This is a genomic window from Pseudomonas fluorescens HK44, assembly GCF_000217955.3.
Taxonomy (GTDB): Bacteria; Pseudomonadota; Gammaproteobacteria; order Pseudomonadales; family Pseudomonadaceae; genus Aquipseudomonas; species Aquipseudomonas fluorescens_AQ.
Genome location: NZ_AFOY02000004.1, coordinates 216,561 through 232,703, shown reverse-complemented (window position 1 = coordinate 232,703; position 16,143 = coordinate 216,561). Strand labels below are relative to the sequence as shown.

The window sequence follows — 16,143 nt, the reverse complement described above, 5'->3', positions numbered from 1 at the left end:
TCCAGGATAATCGCGGCCCCGCCCAGCCGATGCCTCCGTATGAACCGCTTTCGCCCGATCGACCGCAAGACTGACTACCTGCTCCCGCCATCGCTGGATGACTGGCTGCCAGAAGATCACCTGGCCCGCTTCATTCTCGAAGCCATCGAACGGCTCGACCTGAGCGCGCTCACCCGGGTTTATGGCGGACGCGGCAGCGCCGCCTATCACCCCGAGGTGCTGCTCAGTCTACGGGTCTATGGCTATGCCACCGGCACCTTTTCCAGCCGCAAGATTGAGCGCGCCACTTACGACTCGCTCGCCTTTCGCTACCTCGCAGCCGGCAGCCACCCCGATCACGACACCCTGGCCAGTTTCCGCCGGCGCTTCCTCGACGAGTTGGCCGACCTCTTCCTCCAGGTGCTGGAGCTGGCGGGGGAAATGAAGCTGCTCAAGCTCGGCACCATCAGCCTCGACGGCACCAAGTTGCATGCCAATGCCTCACGCCACAGCGCACTTTCCTATGGCCATATCCAGGCACTCGAACGCTAACTCAAGACCGAAGTGCAGGAGCTCCTGGCGCTGGCAGAAAGCGCCGACCAGACAGAACTCTCCGATGGCATTGACCTGCCGGACGAGATAAAACGCCGGCAAGATCGATTGGTCGCCATGGCTGCGGCGAAGGCCGGGATCGAGGCGCGCGCCCGCGTGCGCTTCGAGCAGGATCAGGCCATCGACCAGGAAAAACTCGCTCAGAGTGCGACGCGTACGGCAGAAACTGGTAAGAAGCCCGGCGGCACGCCGCCCAACGCACCGGTGGAAGGGCCTATGGCGCACGACCAAATCTACCTCACCGACGAAGACTCGCGCATCATGCGGGTGGCCGGCGGCTGCTTCGAACAGTGCTACAACGCCCAGGCTGCGGTGGATACCGACACGCTACTCATAGTGGCGCAGGGCCTCACTCAAGCAGGCAACGACAAGCAACAAGTTGTCCCCATGCTGGCCGAGCTCAAGGCGCTGCCGGCCTCGTTGGGCCAGGTGCAGGCGCTGCTCGGGGACTGTGGCTACAGCAGCGAAAGCAACATCGCCGCCTGCGAAGCGGCCGCAATCGAACCCTACCTGGCGGTGGCGCGCGAAGACCACCACCCCGGCTGGCGGGCGCGCTTCGCGGAACTGCCGCCGCTCGACGCCGATGCCACGGCCCAGCAACGCATGGCGCACAAGCTCAAGACTCAGCCGGGGCGCCGCCTCTATGCCCTGCGCAAACAGACGGTGGAGCCGGTGTTCGGCATCATCAAATCGGTCATGGGCTTCCGTCAGTTCCTGCTGCGGGGCAAGGACAAGGTGAACGGGGAATGGCGCCTGGTCTGTCTGGCCTGGAATTTGAAACGCATGGCCGTTATGCGCCACAAATCCGTCCAATGCGGGTAAGAATGGGCTAAATCTGCTCGCACCCAGGAAGCCCGGGGCAAAAATTCCTGGAAATACCTAAATAGTGAGGAAAATTGCTTCGCCTCACTATTGATGCCCTGCTCATGAATTCAAGTCCGACAGGCTGCTAGGCGCACACTGCCCGATAGACTGCCCTTGGCTGATGCCAGGGGGAGCATCGACACGGTGCCCCATCACTTATTTTTTGTCGTGATCCAGTGTTTGTACTTAGCTTTGGCTGCAGCCAAAGCAATGACTGCCATCCACAAAGGTCATGGTAGCCGACTTGCAGAGATAACTTGTTCGGTGGAAGAACACCGCCTGCCCAAACATCCGCGTTTCAAGCTGCACTTCACGCCGACCAGTGCTTCGTGGCTGAACGCCGTGGAGGGCTGGTTTGCACAACTGGAAAAACTAGCGCTGTACCGGGGTGCCTTCACCAGCGTCGCCGACCTGAAGGCGGCTATCCGCCAATTTATCGAGGCTCACAATGAGCACTCAGCCAAGCCGTTCAAGCGGAATAAAACGGCTGAGGTAATCATTCGCTCGGTACATAAGGCGAAGCTGAGCGTGATAAAAAATAAATTAATGAATTAACCGCTCAGGCCAATAGTCATCGCTGATGCACAGATAGGCGCTGTTGTGCGCTCACTTTGTCGGAGACACTTTGCGCTTTTAGTTCCCTAAGGGGCTCGCTGATAGTGGCATAATAGCTATTACTTATATTTTTTGTGGGTATTGGCCTTGCGAGCGACTCGAACAACTACCACTGTTGAGCAAACCTTTCCGGCTCGGCAGCGTTTGATCTCAGCGACGGATGCCAGCGGGAAAATCACCTACTGCAACGACGAATTCACAAAAATAAGCGGCTATTCACGTGAGGAGTTGGTCGGCAGCCCGCACAGTTTAGTTCGTCATCCCGACATGCCTCCTGCCGTTTTTGGACTGATGTGGAGCTACCTGAAGGCTGGAAAAAGCTGGATGGGCATCGTCAAAAATCGCTGTAAAAATGGTAACTATTACTGGGTCAGTGCCTATGTGACGCCCATTGTCGAAGATGGCCGTTTGACAGGCTACGAGTCCGTTAGAGTCAAACCGACTCGCGAGCAAATTGAGCGCGCACAAACACTGTATGAGCGGTTGCGTGCTGGAAAAAAAGCCGTTCCGAAAAAGCGTCACCTTACTGCCTTTATGGGAAGAATGGCCTTATCCGCAACTGCGGCTGCGCTGGCTATTGGTGCGGCTAGCGTGCTGCCGAGTCTGGCCGCCCAAGCGGTAATCGTCGCACTCTTCCTCGCTGTAGGGTGGGGGTCATATACGCGAGAGGGAAATCAGCTCAATGGAATCATGAAATGCGCTCCTGACGCTTTTAGTGATCCGATTAGCGCTCTGACTTACAGCGACATCTACGGCCCTTCGGCGCAGCTGGAAATGATACTGATTAGTGAGGATGCGCGCCTTAAAACCGCCCTGACTCGGCTGAGCGATCTAGCAAGCCAAGTGGCTGAGGCAGCAGCACATTCCTCTTTGCTCTCCAACCAAACCGAACAGACTTTGCTGGAGCAGCGGGCCGAAACGGATATGACGGCAGCCGCGATGACTGAAATGGCTGCCTCAATCAGCGAGGTGGCGGGGCATGTTCAACAAACCGCCACTGAGGCGCAAACAGCAAATGAACTGGCTGAACAAGGCGACAAAGTCGCCGGGACCTCCCGAGAGGCTATTCAACTGCTGGCTAGTACGGTCACCAATATCAGTATGGCTGTGGATCACCTCGCCAATGAAACCCAGCAAATCATGACCGCTGCGGGAGTGATTCAATCCATTGCGGATCAAACCAACCTGCTGGCCCTCAATGCTGCCATTGAAGCGGCCAGGGCGGGTGAGCAGGGTCGTGGTTTTGCGGTGGTGGCTGATGAGGTCCGCGCCTTGGCCGGTAAAACACGTGTGTCGACTCAACAAATTCAAAGTGTCATTGAAACCCTTAAAAAGGGGGCGGATGAAGCTGTAAGCATTGCCAGAATCGGTATCCGCGAGGCCGATCATGGCGTACAGCAAGTTATAGAAGCACAGGGCGCTCTTCAAGGTATTCGTGAGGCGGTTGAGCGGATCAGTGACATGAGTCAGCAAATGGCAGCCGCCTCAGAAGAGCAGGCTCATGTCGCGGAAGATATTGCTCGGCAGATCAATAACGTTGCAGGCACGGTCGATAAAACAGCTAAAAATGCTAACGCAGCAGTCATTCGTGGCAACGAGCTTGAAGCTACATCCCGTGGTTTACGCGCCTTGGTTGAACGGTTCAATAGGTAGCTGTCCTATGGAAGGGGTCTCGTCTTGATTATCGACTTTATGAATGGCGCCGCTCTGCTGTTGGCATTGTGCTGGTTACATGCGTTCATCCTGCGGTGCAGGGACGAGCACAGCACGGCCATACAGCTGGTGTCAGGCCTGCTATTTGGCGCTACCTGTGTGATTGGCATGCTAAGCCCGATCTCGCCAGAGCCCGGCATATTCTTCGATAGCCGCAGTGTGGTTCTAAGTATGGTCGCGCTGTTTAGCGGGCCGCTGGTAGCTGGCGTCGCAGGCGTGATTGCGAGCATTTACCGGCTATGGATGGGCGGCAGCGGTATGGCCTATGGCTTGGCTGAGATCGGCCTGTCCATACTGCTTGGCCTTTCCTACCGGCATTTTTTTCAGCGTGGCACGTTCCGCATCGATCCCTGGCAACTTTGGATTTTTGGTCTACTTATGTCAGTTCTGGACTGGCTGTTGTTGCCTGCAACACAAGCGGCATCCAGCCGCGAACAGATGGCTGTGCCCTTACTACTGGTCATGCCAATTGCGACGGTTGTGCTTGGCCTGATGTTCAAAGAGGTCGCGCAGCGCAAGCGAACAGAGCTTGCGCTGCAACTGAGGGAGTCGCGCCTACGCGCAATCACCGAGGCGATCCCTGACACCCTATTAGTGTTGGATGAAGACGGTCTCTATTTAGAGGTGACCCCTTCCAAGGAATGGGCGCACGCTGATGCCTGGATCGCACGTATCGGCCAACGCGTGCAGGAGGTATTGCCTCAACGCGAAGCCGAGCGTTTTATGGCCTTTATCAAGCAAACCCTCGCTAGTGATGAACCGCAGTTCATCGAATACACTCGGCAGAGTGCAGACGGCATAAAGGTGCTTGAGGGCCATGCCCAGCGCCTGGATATTCAACTCAATGGCAAGCAGGCAGTGGTGGTACTCGCCCGCGATATAACCCAGCGGGTCAATGCCGAACATGAATTGCGCATCGCAGCCGCCGCTTTCGAAACGCAGCAGGGCATGATTATCACCGACGAGTTCAACCGCATCCTGCGGGTCAATCAGGCCTTCAGCACTATCACAGGTTACAGTCGCGAGGAAGCTATTGGACAGCGAACCAGCCTGCTCAACTCTGGACGCCAGAGCCTGGCGTTTTATCAGAGCATGTGGCAACAGCTCAAGGCGGTAGATCGCTGGCAAGGTGAAATCTGGAATCGGCGTAAAAACGGAGAAATATTCCCCGAATGGCTGTCGATCAGTGCGGTGCGAAATTCCCTGGGGCAGGTCATCAATTATGTCGCATCAATTGACGATACTTCCGAGCGTAAGGCGGCCGAGGAGCGTATCCAGCGCCTTGCCTTTTTTGATGGACTAACCGACCTACCCAATCGGAGCCTTCTGCTCGATCGCTTGCAGCACGCGTTGGATGGCTGCGTGCGTAGTGGCGAGTGTGCCGCGCTGATGTTTCTCGACCTCGACGGGTTTAAGAACATCAACGATCTGCATGGGCATCATATGGGTGACAAGGTCTTGTGCCTGGCCGCTGCCCGGCTCAACGGTGCAGTACGGGTGAGTGACACCGTGGCACGCCTTGGCGGCGATGAGTTCGTGGTGCTGCTTGAGCATCTCAACAAGCAACCCGAACAGGCTGCCATGCAGGTCGAGCACGTCACCACATTACTGTTAGCTACACTGGCCGCGCCGTACCAGATTGACGGGCTAGAACTGCGCAGCAGTGCCAGTATTGGCGTGACACTGTTTAATGACAGGTCTTGTTCAATAGATGAACTCATGCAACGCGCTGACCTGTCGATGTACGAGGCCAAAGCTGCGGGCAAGCATACGGTGCGCTTCTTCGATCCGCGCATGCAGGAGGCGGTTATCCAGCGCCTGAACCTGGAACAGGATATCCGTCGGGGGCTGCAGTCTGATGAGTTCATACCCTATCTGCAGCCGCAGCTAGATGACACAGGTCGTCTGCTTGGCGCTGAAGTATTGGCACGCTGGCAACACCCTCAGCGTGGTCTGCTGAGTCCAGCTGCCTTTGTTGAGGTGGCTGAGCACGCCGGCTTGATTGAGACACTGGATTTACAAATGCTGCAGAAGGCTTGTCGTCAGCTGGCCTTGTGGCGCCGCCAGTCGGCCATGGCATCACTCAGTTTGTCCGTCAACTTAAGTGCACGGCTCCTCTATCAAACAAATTTTGTCGAGCGAGTGCTCCAGCTTTTGGAGCAAAGTGGCGCAGACCCGCACAGACTGAAACTGGAACTGACCGAGACGCTGCTGCTTGACGACTTGCCAGGTGCCATTGCTCGCATAAGTGAACTCAAAGCCCATGGCATTCGCTTCTCAATCGACGACTTTGGCACCGGTTACTCGTCGCTGGCCTACTTGCAGCAATTATCCCTAGATCAATTGAAGATCGACCAGTCCTTCGTTCGCGAGCTGCCGGCTGATACAAACAGTCTGGCAATCATTCGAGCCATCTGCGCCTTGGCCAGCAGCCTGCAACTTGAGGTGATTGCCGAAGGGGTGGAGAGTCAAGAGCAATACATCGCTCTGCTGGAGCTCGGTTGCCGGAGCTTCCAGGGCTACCTGTTTGGCCGGCCCATGCCGCTGATCGAGTTCGAGCGCCTAATACCGACGAATACTGTAGAAGTCGAGAGCATGAAGCCGATGTTGCTGACTGTATTGGCTCCAGGGAGGCAGAAATGCTGATATGCCGGTCTTCCTGGAAGCCTTACTAACGGTTTGAGCCGTATGCGGTGAAAATCGCACGTACGCTTCAAAGGGGGCCATGGGTCAGTAATGACCCGGGGCTACCCGACTATATCTAACTATAAGTTTCGTTTATGATCGCAATACGATAATGGCAAACCCGTCGAAAGGCGGGGACGCAAAACTTCCGGTCTAAAGGCTTCGGCCTATGACAGCGGGGTTACCGAAAGCAGTGTTCATTCCAGAGGCGTGGCATGCGGGGGCTTAGCTCATCTGTATAACTAGTCAGCAGCTAATGATCTGAGGGTTGCTCCAGCAGCACTGTCAGACGACCTACTCAATCTGATTTAGCTCAACTGCTTGGGCTGAACTTCATAGAGGGCGTTTTGAGCGAGGAAACTCTACAACTCGAACCAGACCACCCCAAAAAAGGTGCAAAAAAAGAAAGCAGTCAACCTGCACACCAGTTATCGAGCCTCAGCCCCCCAAGCCTCAGCGACGACTGTGCAGTCGATCGTGGCGCATGATCAAGCATCTCGCCCTCTCGCTCATGGCATATGCTCCTTCCATGTTGGCGCTAGCCCATGCCTCCACCAGACGATTGAACATGTTGCTCCTACCGAGCTCAGATTTACCCAGCGAGTTGAAGCCTTAAGCGCACGTAGCACCTGGCAGACCCGGTGAAAACTGAGCAACTGCCCTCTGATCGGTCGCGGTAGGGTTGGCAGTTACCTGCGAACCCCACGACCCTGCCCGAGCGACAACAACTGATAACCGAAGACCGCTGGGTGCTGCACCGCTCCGACTACTCCACCGCCATCGCCTGCGGCATTCGCCACCATCTCTTCGAAGGGGCCGCAGTGATCAACCTGTCCGGCCTGGAAGCGGTGATGGAAAACTCCCAAGCCTGCGAGCTGGGCGCACGGTAACCAACGTACTGTCGGGCTATCGAAGCCGCCTTGTCACTCGCAAGCACGGCAAGTGTTCAGTTGCCTTCATGGTGCGCCGACAGCCACTTTGAAAAGACCATGTCCCAGTTATGCGTTGAAACGTGCAGGTCAGCCAGGTGATGCCTGGGACGCGATAATGCGCAGGGTGGGTCGAACCGCTCAGGTTAGTGGTGCAGAGCAAGGTCTGAAAATCAACTGCGGAATTGCTGCGCCGCGTACCCCACCGCTACAAAAGCTGCGCGCAACACGACGTGGGTCTGATCCTTTGAAAACCGCCGAGAACCTATGGCATCACTCTTGCTATCTAACAAATCACATCAGCAGGATTCGCTCCTGCAAGGCAAAGGCGCCTGAACCCGCTGCGGATATTTCGCAGCGGCTTCAGGCGTTTTTTTTTGGCTACCGCATTGGAGATTCAGACACATGAAGTGGCTCACCTACCCTGCGCTCTTGCTGCTGCGCGAACTGGGCATCCTCGGCATGATCCGCACGCTGTTGGCGATTAGCCTGACGGGCGGCGGCCTGACCGCTTCGACGCTGCCAACAGGGCCGTTGTGGGCGGTACTGGCCTACCTGGCCATTGCCAGCCTGTGGCTGCTGTTGCAGGAGATCGGGCAGTTGCAACGCTACTGTGAAAACTCCGCCCTGCATGGCGCCCAGGAGTCAGTCAGCGCTGCCGAGGGGCTGCTGCAGCCGATCAGACGAAGCTTTCAGCAGTGGCTAAACCGCGAACAACGTCAACAACAACTGTTACAGCAGCGTCTGGATGAAATATCCCACTCCTCACACGAACTCGAACAAAGCGCGGCGCTGGTGACCAGCAATGCCGAAGGGCAAAGCGAATCGGCCGCTGTCGCCGCAGCGGCGGTAGAACAACTGAATGTGAGCATTTTGCAGGTGGCGGCGCTGGCCGATGAATCGCGTCAGACCAGCGTCGTGGCCAGCGAACAGTTGGCCGACGGGATCGACCAGCTCACCAATTTGGTGCGGCAGGTGTCCGAGATGGCGCAGCAAGCCATCACCACCAACGAACTGATCCTGCAGCTGAACACCAACTCGCGCACCATCAATGAAATGTCCGGCACCATCCGCGGGATTGCTTCGCAAACCAACCTGATCGCCCTGAATGCGGCCATCGAAGCTGCCCGCGCAGGTGAGAGCGGCCGTGGCTTCGCCGTAGTGGCCGATGAAGTTCGCCGCTTGGCCTTACACAGTCAAGAGTCGGCGGCAGAAATCAGTCGCAACATCGAATCGGTGCAACAGCACATCAAGGATGCCACGGTGCAGGTGTCCGACTTGAGCAATCTGGCGCATCGCAGCGCCGCCAGTTCCGAGGCGGTCTGCACGCTGCTCAATCAGGTGCAACAGCGCACCAAGCAATTGACCGGACAGGTCGACCTAGTGGCGGTCAGTACCGAACAACAGGGCAAGGCCGTGGCGGAAATTGCCGAACTGGCCGACCGCGTCCGCCAAGGCAATGCCGACAACCTGCAGGCCGCCGATCAGGCGCGATCCATCGCCCACCATCTGGCTCATCTGACGGGATAATCAGCATGAATGGATTGCACGAACTACCGCTCTTGCTCACCGCTGCCACCGCCCTGGCCACCCTGATCCTGCTGTTGTTCTATGGCTTGCACCGACGCCTGCAGCGGCAAAAGCGCCAACATATCCAGCTGAACATTCGCCAACTGGCCTTGTTGCGTGCACTGATAGCCGGGTTTCAGCGCCATCGCGGCCTGAGCAATGGCGTGCTCTGTGGCGATGCCAGCCTGAGTCAGGACCTTGCCACCGCACGCCAGGGGCTGGACCAGCATATCCGTGCGATCCAGGCGTTCGACGGCACGTACCGGGACGCCTGGAGCAGCTTGATCGATCACTGGTCGCGCATGCGCGAAGGGCGCAGTAGCGACCGGGCGAACAATCTGGCGCAGCATCACCTGATCATTCGCAACAGCATCTTTCTGATGGAGGATGTGGCGAGCGAAATCGATCTGACCGAGGGCCGTGCCGAGCTGGGCTACCTGCCCTGCATCTGGCGCGAGGTAGTCCAGGCGGCAGAATGGGCCGGCCAGGCGCGCGCCCTGGGCACCGGCATTGCGGCGGCCGGTCAGAGCAGCGCCGAGCAGCGCGTGAGGATGCGTTTTCTCTACCAGAAGATCGAGCTGCTGGCCGGCACGGCCTTCGCCACTCTGCAACGCCACGCCACCGATCACCCGCAGGCTAACGCGTTCCACCTACAGCATCGCGAACAGGTGGTGGAGGATTTTCTACGCTGCACAAAAGAGAAGCTGCTCGATCAGGAACAACCCGTGATTGCCGCCAAGACCTACTTCCAACGCGCCACCCAAGCCATTGATGAACTGCTGGCCCTGGTGGATGTGGCGCTGGCTCAGCTCCAACCCCGCTAAGGAACTGCAGATGCCCGATACCGTCCAGCCGCACCAGACGCCCGCCTGTCCGCCAGTCCACGGCCTGCCGAGCGATCCCATCGTCGCCACCCGCTATCGTGGCCTCTCACTGACCAGCCATTTCCAGCCGATTTTCAGTATCGCGCATGGCCGGGCGGTGGGCTACGAAGGACTGATTCGCGCACACCATGCCGATGGCACAGCAGAGCCGCCGGCAACCCTACTGGCCATGCCGAGTAATAGCAGGGAAAGCCTGGAGCTGGACCGCACCTGCCGGATCTTGCATGTGCATAACTTTGCGCGGCAGGCCACGGGTCAAGCCTGGCTGTTTCTCAATTTGAACTCGCAGCACCTGGTCAGCGAACAACCGGACATTGGTTTTACCCATAACCTGCTGCAGACCACTGGCATTGCGGCGCATCGACTGGTGATAGAGATCATTGAAAGCGAAGTCAGCGATCATGAGCAGTTGAAGCGCTTCATCAGCCATTTCCGCCAACTGGGCTGCCTGATCGCCATTGATGACTTCGGCGCGGGGCACTCCAACTTCGACCGCATCTGGGATCTGCAACCCGACATCGTCAAGATCGACCGCCGCCTGATCCAGGATGCCGGTCATTCGCGCCGGGTGGAACGGATTCTCACCGGCATCGTCAGCTTGCTGCACGAGGCTGGCAGCCTGGTAGTGGTGGAAGGCGTGGAAACCGAACACGAGGCACTGGTGGCCATTGCGGCGAACGCCGACATGGTTCAGGGCTTCTACTTTGCCAAACCACAGGCCCGCATCGACGCCGAGCAGGGCTTGGCCACTACCTTCGACAACCTGCTGCGCGGCCAGCAGTGGCAAAGCGTCAAACGCAACGCCGACTTGCAGCACTATGTGCGTGAAATAGAAGGCTTGTTTCAACAGGCCGTGGTTCACTTTGCCGCCAACCAGCAGTTTGACCTGAGCAGCGCTTTGCTCTTCAGCGACCCGCGCACGGTGCGCTGCTATCTGCTCAATGAAGCGGGGTATCAGGTGTCGCGCAATGTCTATGCCCCGCACTACCAACAGCAGCTGAATGCGCGCTTTGCGCCCCTGCTGTATGGCGACAACGCCAACTGGTCGCACAAGCACTACCACTACCGGGCACTGAAGCAACCAGGGGTCATCCAGATCAGTCGGCCCTATCTGTCGGTGGCGGATTCGCGCATGTGCATCACACTGTCGCAGACCGTCAAGGTTGGCGGCACGCTCTATGTCTTCTGCTGCGACCTGGATTGGCAGGAACAGTGATGCGCCCGTCCAGAGGGCGAAGCTGGCCGGATGATCTGCGCCTTAATTTCTGTGTAGCGCAACGCCGCAGCGGGCGTTTGGAGGCTGCCGCAGTAGGCGAGAGTTTTTTCACAACCGCTCAGTGATTCAGATCGTAATGGGCTGGGAGGGAAGGTATATGCATGAGTTTGAAATTGCCGGTGAGAATTACGGCATACCCGCCCCCGACGGGTGGGGCCCACCCGTGAACTCGGAGGCCCGCAAGACCCTGATCAAAACGTTGTACGGGAAAAAGACGTTTCGCTACCTCTATGACTTTGGCGATGGTTGGGATCCCCGGATCAAAGTCGAAAAGAAACTGCCTGTCGCGGCATGTCCCCAGGTGCCGTAGTGAAATCCTCAGTGCGCTGGCCCAGGAGGACTGAATGCGGCTGTATAGGTTCGCTCTTGTTGATTGAAAGCATCCCACCGTGTGGAACGTATCTCTATTGAGCAGCAGGACGCAGTGGTAATGCGGACGCACCTCCTGCCCGACCTCCCGGACCCAGCACCAGCGCACCTCTTCCTGATAAGCGGTACCATTCCGGAGCCTGGAGCGCTCCCGTGCTGATTGAATTCTGTGAGTCAAGGAATCGACGAATCTGGAGATGACGGTGTTATCTGATTCGAGTGGGTGGTCGCCATGTGGAAAACGTAGATCGAAACGTACCGCGAACACCCGACGGTGAGCGTTCAGCGCTAACTGAGTGGTCTCATGAACGCCTTCGAGGTATTCGGTAATGAAAGGGATGTGGGACGTCATCACGGGTAGACCGCGAAAGGTGTCCTCGTAGTACAGGTGGAGATTGCTGTTGCCGGTGTGACGCTTGGACTGGTGTGCCATGGAGGTGATCCGCTGAGTGAATTCATAGACTCAGTGGGTTGGGTATTTATTTACGGTTCGATCTGCCTGTGAGGGTAGACCTCGGATCAGCAACGGATGCTAGTATCATGAGCGTGTAATTCGTTTATCTAAACACATATCGATATGCTGACCAGACTTCGACGTCACTGAGCAGTCGTGCACATGGCCAAGCCCGCCGCCCCATTCGTTTTAACGCCACCTGACCACGCCACACTACAAGGCTGGTCACGGATGGGCTCGCTGGCCCAACCTCTCGGGCAGCGGGCCAAAATTCTGCAGTTGTTGGCTGATGGATTAACCCCCAAAGACGTCAGCGCTCAGCTACAGATCTCGGCGCCGGTGGTGTTCAAATGGCGAAAGCGTTATCTGGAGGCGGGTCTTGAGGGCTTGAATGACCTGCCGCGAAGTGGCCAGCCTCGCAAGCTCAGCACTCAAAAAATGAAGGAAATTCTGACCCTGACAACCCAGCGCGTGCCTCGCGAGGCGACGCATTGGAGTGTGCGCCTGATGGCCAAGTATGCCGCCGTTACGGCTTGGCAGGTGCGACAGGTCTGGGCCGCTTCCGACCTCAAACCCCATCGTTTGAAGACCCTCAAGATCAGCAACGATCCGCATTTTGCCGATAAGGTCGTCGATGTCGTCGGGCTTTATCTGAACCCGCCGGATAACGCCCTGGTGCTGTCGGTTGACGAGAAAACCCAGATCCAGGCCCTGGATCGCACCCAACCGATGTTGCCCGCTACGCCCCGATCAGATCGAGCGACGCACGCATGATTACAAGCGTCATGGCACCGCCAGTCTGTATGCCGCTTTTGACATCCTGACGGGCCAGGTCATCGGGCGGATAACCCTACGCCACCGGGCCAAAGAGTTTCTGGCTTTTCTGCAACAGATCGACCGCGCTACGCCCGCAGCGCTTGACCTGCATGTCATCCTGGACAACAGCTCGACTCACAAAACCCCGGCCATCAAGCAATGGCTGGAAAAGCACCCGCGTTTCAAATTGCACTTCACACCGACCAGTGCGTCGTGGCTGAACGCCGTGGAAGGCTGGTTCGCGCAGCTGGAAAGACGAGCCCTGTACCTGGGCGCCTTCACCAGCGTGGCCGACCTGAAGGCGGCTATTCGTCAATTTATTGAGGCCCACAATGACCTTTCGGCCAAGCCCTTCCGGTGGAATAAAACGGCTGAATCCATCATCAACTCTGTAAACAAAGCAAAGCTGGGGGCGATAAAAAATAAATTAATGAATTAACCGCTCAGACCAATAGGTCAATGGTGAAAATGCTATAGCAACAGTCTATCAATTCAGTCATAATTCAGGCGCCATTTATATGTCAACTGAGCGCTCCCCCCCTTGAGACAGATATCACATCCCATGCTCTTCGCTGCTCCTTGGAATCTGAAATGAAGGGTTGGTCCGCTGCATTAGTTGATCAGATCGAAATTGGGGTGATCATCCTTGATATGGGATTGCGCATCCGATACTGGAACCCATTTATCAGCCGTTCCACCGGCAAGCAGCTTGAGCAGGCTAACGGTCAACTGTTGACCCATATTTTCCCAGAAGCGGACACTCCTCTCTTCATCCAGATGGTGGCGCAAGCACGGGATCATGGCCAGCACGTATACACCCATTGGCGCGATAATCCCTACCTGATACCCCTACCCCACAAGGCATCGAATGAGTCAGGGAAGTTATTGTTGCAAAACACCCTTTTGCTTCCTTTCCATGATGTAGAAGGTGGGCATTGCCTGGCTCTGCTCCTGTATGACATCAGCGAGCTGGCGGACTCTAATGACCAGCTGAAAGTAGCCCTGAATGCCCTCAGCGGTAAGAAAGCTGAACAGGAGCTGCTGATCAAGAAGCTGGACAAAGCCAACGCACAGCTCCTGCAATCGGAGAAGCTCGCGGCCATTGGTCAACTTGCCGCCGGCGTCGCCCATGAGATCAACAACCCCATCGGTTACGTGTTCTCCAACCTCAAGACCCTCGCCAGCTATGTTAATGACCTGCTACGAATCAGCGACGCAGTCGACGGCGCAGCGAGTCTGAACGAACTACGCCAGCTCAAGAGCAGCTTGGAGTATGACTACATCCGCGGCGATGTCGAAGATCTGATCAGTGAATCAGAAGACGGCATCGAGCGGGTCAAGAAGATCATCACCGCCCTGAAGGACTTCTCCCACATGGACGAAGAGGAGTTCCGCGTCGCCGACCTGCACCGTGGCCTGGACACCACACTCAACGTGGTCAATAACGAGTTGAAGTACAAGGCAGAGATCATTAAGGAGTACGGTCAGCTGCCGGAAGTCGAGTGCATCCCCTCGCAGATCAATCAGGTGCTGATGAACCTGCTGGTCAATGCCGCTCATGCCATAGAACAGTTCGGTCGCGTCATTTTGCGCAGTGGCCACGAAGATAGCTGGGTCTGGCTTGAGGTCGAAGACACCGGGGGCGGCATACCGCCACATTTGCTCAATCGCATCTACGAGCCGTTCTTCACCACCAAGCCGATAGGCAAAGGTACAGGCCTGGGCTTGTCGCTATCGTACAATATCGTTCAGAAACACCATGGCCGTATCGAAGTGAGCAGTGAGCCGGGCCTGGGCACGCGCTTTCGTATCTGGTTGCCAGTACGCCAGCCTGCCGCGATCGGCACCGGTAGTGTCTTGTCATGAGTGAATTGCAAGTGCAGCCCCACGCCACCTTGCTGCTGGTCGATGATGAGGAAAACATCCTCAAGAGCCTACGTCGCCTACTCCGTGATGAGCCTTACCAAATCCTCACCGCCAGTGGCGGTGAGCATGCGCTGCAGCTACTCAGTCAGCAGTCGGTCGACCTGGTCATTTCCGATGCGCGCATGCCTGGCATAGATGGCGCCACGCTGCTTACCGAGGTACAACAGCGCTGGCCTGAATGCGTTCGCATTCTTCTTACCGGGTACGCGGATCTCAACACAACGATCAAGGCGATCAACCAGGGCCAAATTCATCGGTACATTAGCAAACCTTGGGATGACGATGAGTTACGCCTGATCATCCGCCAGACGCTAGCCTTCCAACACTCGGAGCGCGAACGCAAGCGCCTGGAGCAACTCACTCGGGAACAGAACCTGCGCTTGCAGGAGCTTAATTCGACCCTAGAACAACGAGTGATTTCCCGCACAGCAGAATTGCAGCAAACTGCCGACATGCTCGACCTTGCATATACCGAACTGCGGCGCAGCTACGTGACCGCCACTGAGGTGTTTTCTGGTCTTGTTGCTCAAAGAATTCCTCGCGACAAGCAAAGTAATGCCCAGGTCATCGCTTTAGTCCGCGCTTATTGCGAACAACATGCCTTCGATGAAAGCACCAGTAGAGACCTATCCATGGCCGCTGCGCTATACAACATCGGCAAGCTAACCTGGGGCGACAACCTACTCAACAGTTCTGCGGACCTTCTGTACAAACAAGAGCGCGAGCGTTATCGGCAGTACCCGGTAGTAGGCGAAAGCCTGCTGATGAGCCTAGAGCCGCTACAGGACGCAGCACGACTGATCCGCCATCATCAGGAGCGCTGGGATGGCAGCGGTTTTCCCGATCGACTCAAGGGCGACGCCATCCCATCCTCCGCCCGCCTGCTCAAGCTGGCGGTGGACTTCACCGAGTTGCAATGTGGCCTTGTAGTAGAGCGCCGCCTAAGTCGCGATGATGCGCTGCTGCTGATGCAGAAATATAGTGGCAAGCTCTATGATCCAGAGCTCTGCGAGAAATTTATTGCACTGTGCATTGAACACTCGCCTGATTTGACCATGACGGACCCCAGTGTCCTGGTGCTTGACACCCGAAGACTGGAGCCCGGTATGTTACTAGCACGAAATCTTAGGGCTGAAAATGGCACCCTACTGCTCAACGAAGGCAAGCAACTCAGTAGCTCGTTGATCGATAAACTAATTGCCTTCGAAGAGAGTGAAGGCGCTCGATACACTTTGTTCGTTCGCCCTGCGCCCTAAACTAGAATCACTTCACGTGTTGTTGGACGATCAAGATCCAGTTGGTTGACGGCAAGCTTCAGACTGTCGAAGCCCTTCAGCTGCTGCTTCGCCCTTAGAGCTGGGAGGTGTACCTCTTCAGTGATCATTGGATGCGACGATAGCGCATAGACGATTACAACACTCCCAAGGGATCGGTGCTGTTCGACGAGCTGTT

Annotated in this window: 9 protein-coding genes, 6 pseudogenes and 1 riboswitch; of the genes and pseudogenes, 13 read left to right on the top strand and 2 right to left on the bottom strand. The window is 56.8% G+C overall.

Features of this window, described 5'->3' with window-relative positions; all coding sequences use genetic code 11:
• Positions 1 to 39 precede the first annotated feature (39 nt).
• The 10 genes and pseudogenes from HK44_RS02930 to HK44_RS02890 form a co-directional block, all read left to right on the top strand.
• A pseudogene (locus HK44_RS02930) lies at positions 40 to 1,413 on the top strand (IS1182 family transposase).
• 321 nt (positions 1,414 to 1,734) lie between these two features.
• Positions 1,735 to 2,010, top strand: a pseudogene (locus HK44_RS02925) (IS630 family transposase); the annotation flags it as partial.
• Between the two features lie 132 nt (positions 2,011 to 2,142).
• Positions 2,143 to 2,439, top strand: a pseudogene (locus HK44_RS30380) (PAS domain-containing protein); the annotation flags it as partial.
• A gap of 732 nt (positions 2,440 to 3,171) precedes the next feature.
• Positions 3,172 to 3,723, top strand: a complete 552-nt coding sequence (locus HK44_RS30375) for a methyl-accepting chemotaxis protein (RefSeq protein WP_431357296.1) — start codon at positions 3,172 to 3,174, stop codon at positions 3,721 to 3,723.
• Positions 3,724 to 3,762: 39 nt separating this feature from the next.
• On the top strand, positions 3,763 to 6,429 hold the full coding sequence (locus HK44_RS02915) for an EAL domain-containing protein (protein ID WP_019689263.1): 2,667 nt from the start codon (positions 3,763 to 3,765) through the stop codon (positions 6,427 to 6,429).
• A gap of 143 nt (positions 6,430 to 6,572) precedes the next feature.
• Positions 6,573 to 6,657, top strand: a riboswitch (cyclic di-GMP riboswitch).
• Between the two features lie 560 nt (positions 6,658 to 7,217).
• Positions 7,218 to 7,358, top strand: coding sequence for a hypothetical protein (locus HK44_RS02910; RefSeq protein WP_019689262.1), 141 nt, complete (start codon positions 7,218 to 7,220; stop codon positions 7,356 to 7,358).
• Positions 7,359 to 7,802: 444 nt separating this feature from the next.
• Positions 7,803 to 8,927, top strand: coding sequence for a methyl-accepting chemotaxis protein (locus HK44_RS02905; protein ID WP_019689261.1), 1,125 nt, complete (start codon positions 7,803 to 7,805; stop codon positions 8,925 to 8,927).
• Positions 8,928 to 8,932: 5 nt separating this feature from the next.
• Positions 8,933 to 9,790, top strand: coding sequence for a nitrate- and nitrite sensing domain-containing protein (locus tag HK44_RS02900; RefSeq protein WP_019689260.1), 858 nt, complete (start codon positions 8,933 to 8,935; stop codon positions 9,788 to 9,790).
• 10 nt (positions 9,791 to 9,800) lie between these two features.
• The gene (locus tag HK44_RS02895; RefSeq protein WP_019689259.1) at positions 9,801 to 11,066 is read left to right on the top strand and encodes an EAL domain-containing protein; all 1,266 of its coding nucleotides are present in this window, start codon (positions 9,801 to 9,803) and stop codon (positions 11,064 to 11,066) included.
• Positions 11,067 to 11,184: 118 nt separating this feature from the next.
• A pseudogene (locus HK44_RS02890) lies at positions 11,185 to 11,433 on the top strand (plasmid pRiA4b ORF-3 family protein); the annotation flags it as partial.
• Between the two features lie 54 nt (positions 11,434 to 11,487).
• On the opposite strand, the pseudogene HK44_RS30370 reads toward HK44_RS02890, so the two are convergent.
• Positions 11,488 to 11,847, bottom strand: a pseudogene (locus HK44_RS30370) (YagK/YfjJ domain-containing protein); the annotation flags it as partial.
• A gap of 264 nt (positions 11,848 to 12,111) precedes the next feature.
• On the opposite strand from HK44_RS30370, the pseudogene HK44_RS02885 reads away from it, so the two are divergent.
• A pseudogene (locus HK44_RS02885) lies at positions 12,112 to 13,204 on the top strand (IS630 family transposase).
• A 173-nt stretch (positions 13,205 to 13,377) separates the two neighbouring features.
• On the opposite strand, the gene HK44_RS30275 reads toward HK44_RS02885, so the two are convergent.
• Positions 13,378 to 13,587 (bottom strand): hypothetical protein, encoded by a 210-nt coding sequence (locus HK44_RS30275; RefSeq protein ID WP_347248968.1) that lies wholly within the window; start codon positions 13,585 to 13,587, stop codon positions 13,378 to 13,380.
• A 66-nt stretch (positions 13,588 to 13,653) separates the two neighbouring features.
• Here HK44_RS30275 and HK44_RS02880 point away from each other — a divergent pair, with 66 nt between their 5' ends.
• Together HK44_RS02880 and HK44_RS02875 are read left to right on the top strand one after the other, a co-directional pair.
• Positions 13,654 to 14,631, top strand: coding sequence for an ATP-binding protein (locus HK44_RS02880; RefSeq protein ID WP_347248966.1), 978 nt, complete (start codon positions 13,654 to 13,656; stop codon positions 14,629 to 14,631).
• Complete coding sequence (locus HK44_RS02875; RefSeq protein ID WP_019689255.1) at positions 14,628 to 15,947, top strand: HD domain-containing phosphohydrolase; 1,320 nt, start codon at positions 14,628 to 14,630, stop codon at positions 15,945 to 15,947. The genes HK44_RS02880 and HK44_RS02875 overlap by 4 nt, the downstream gene beginning before the upstream one ends.
• The last annotated feature ends 196 nt before the right edge of the window (positions 15,948 to 16,143 follow it).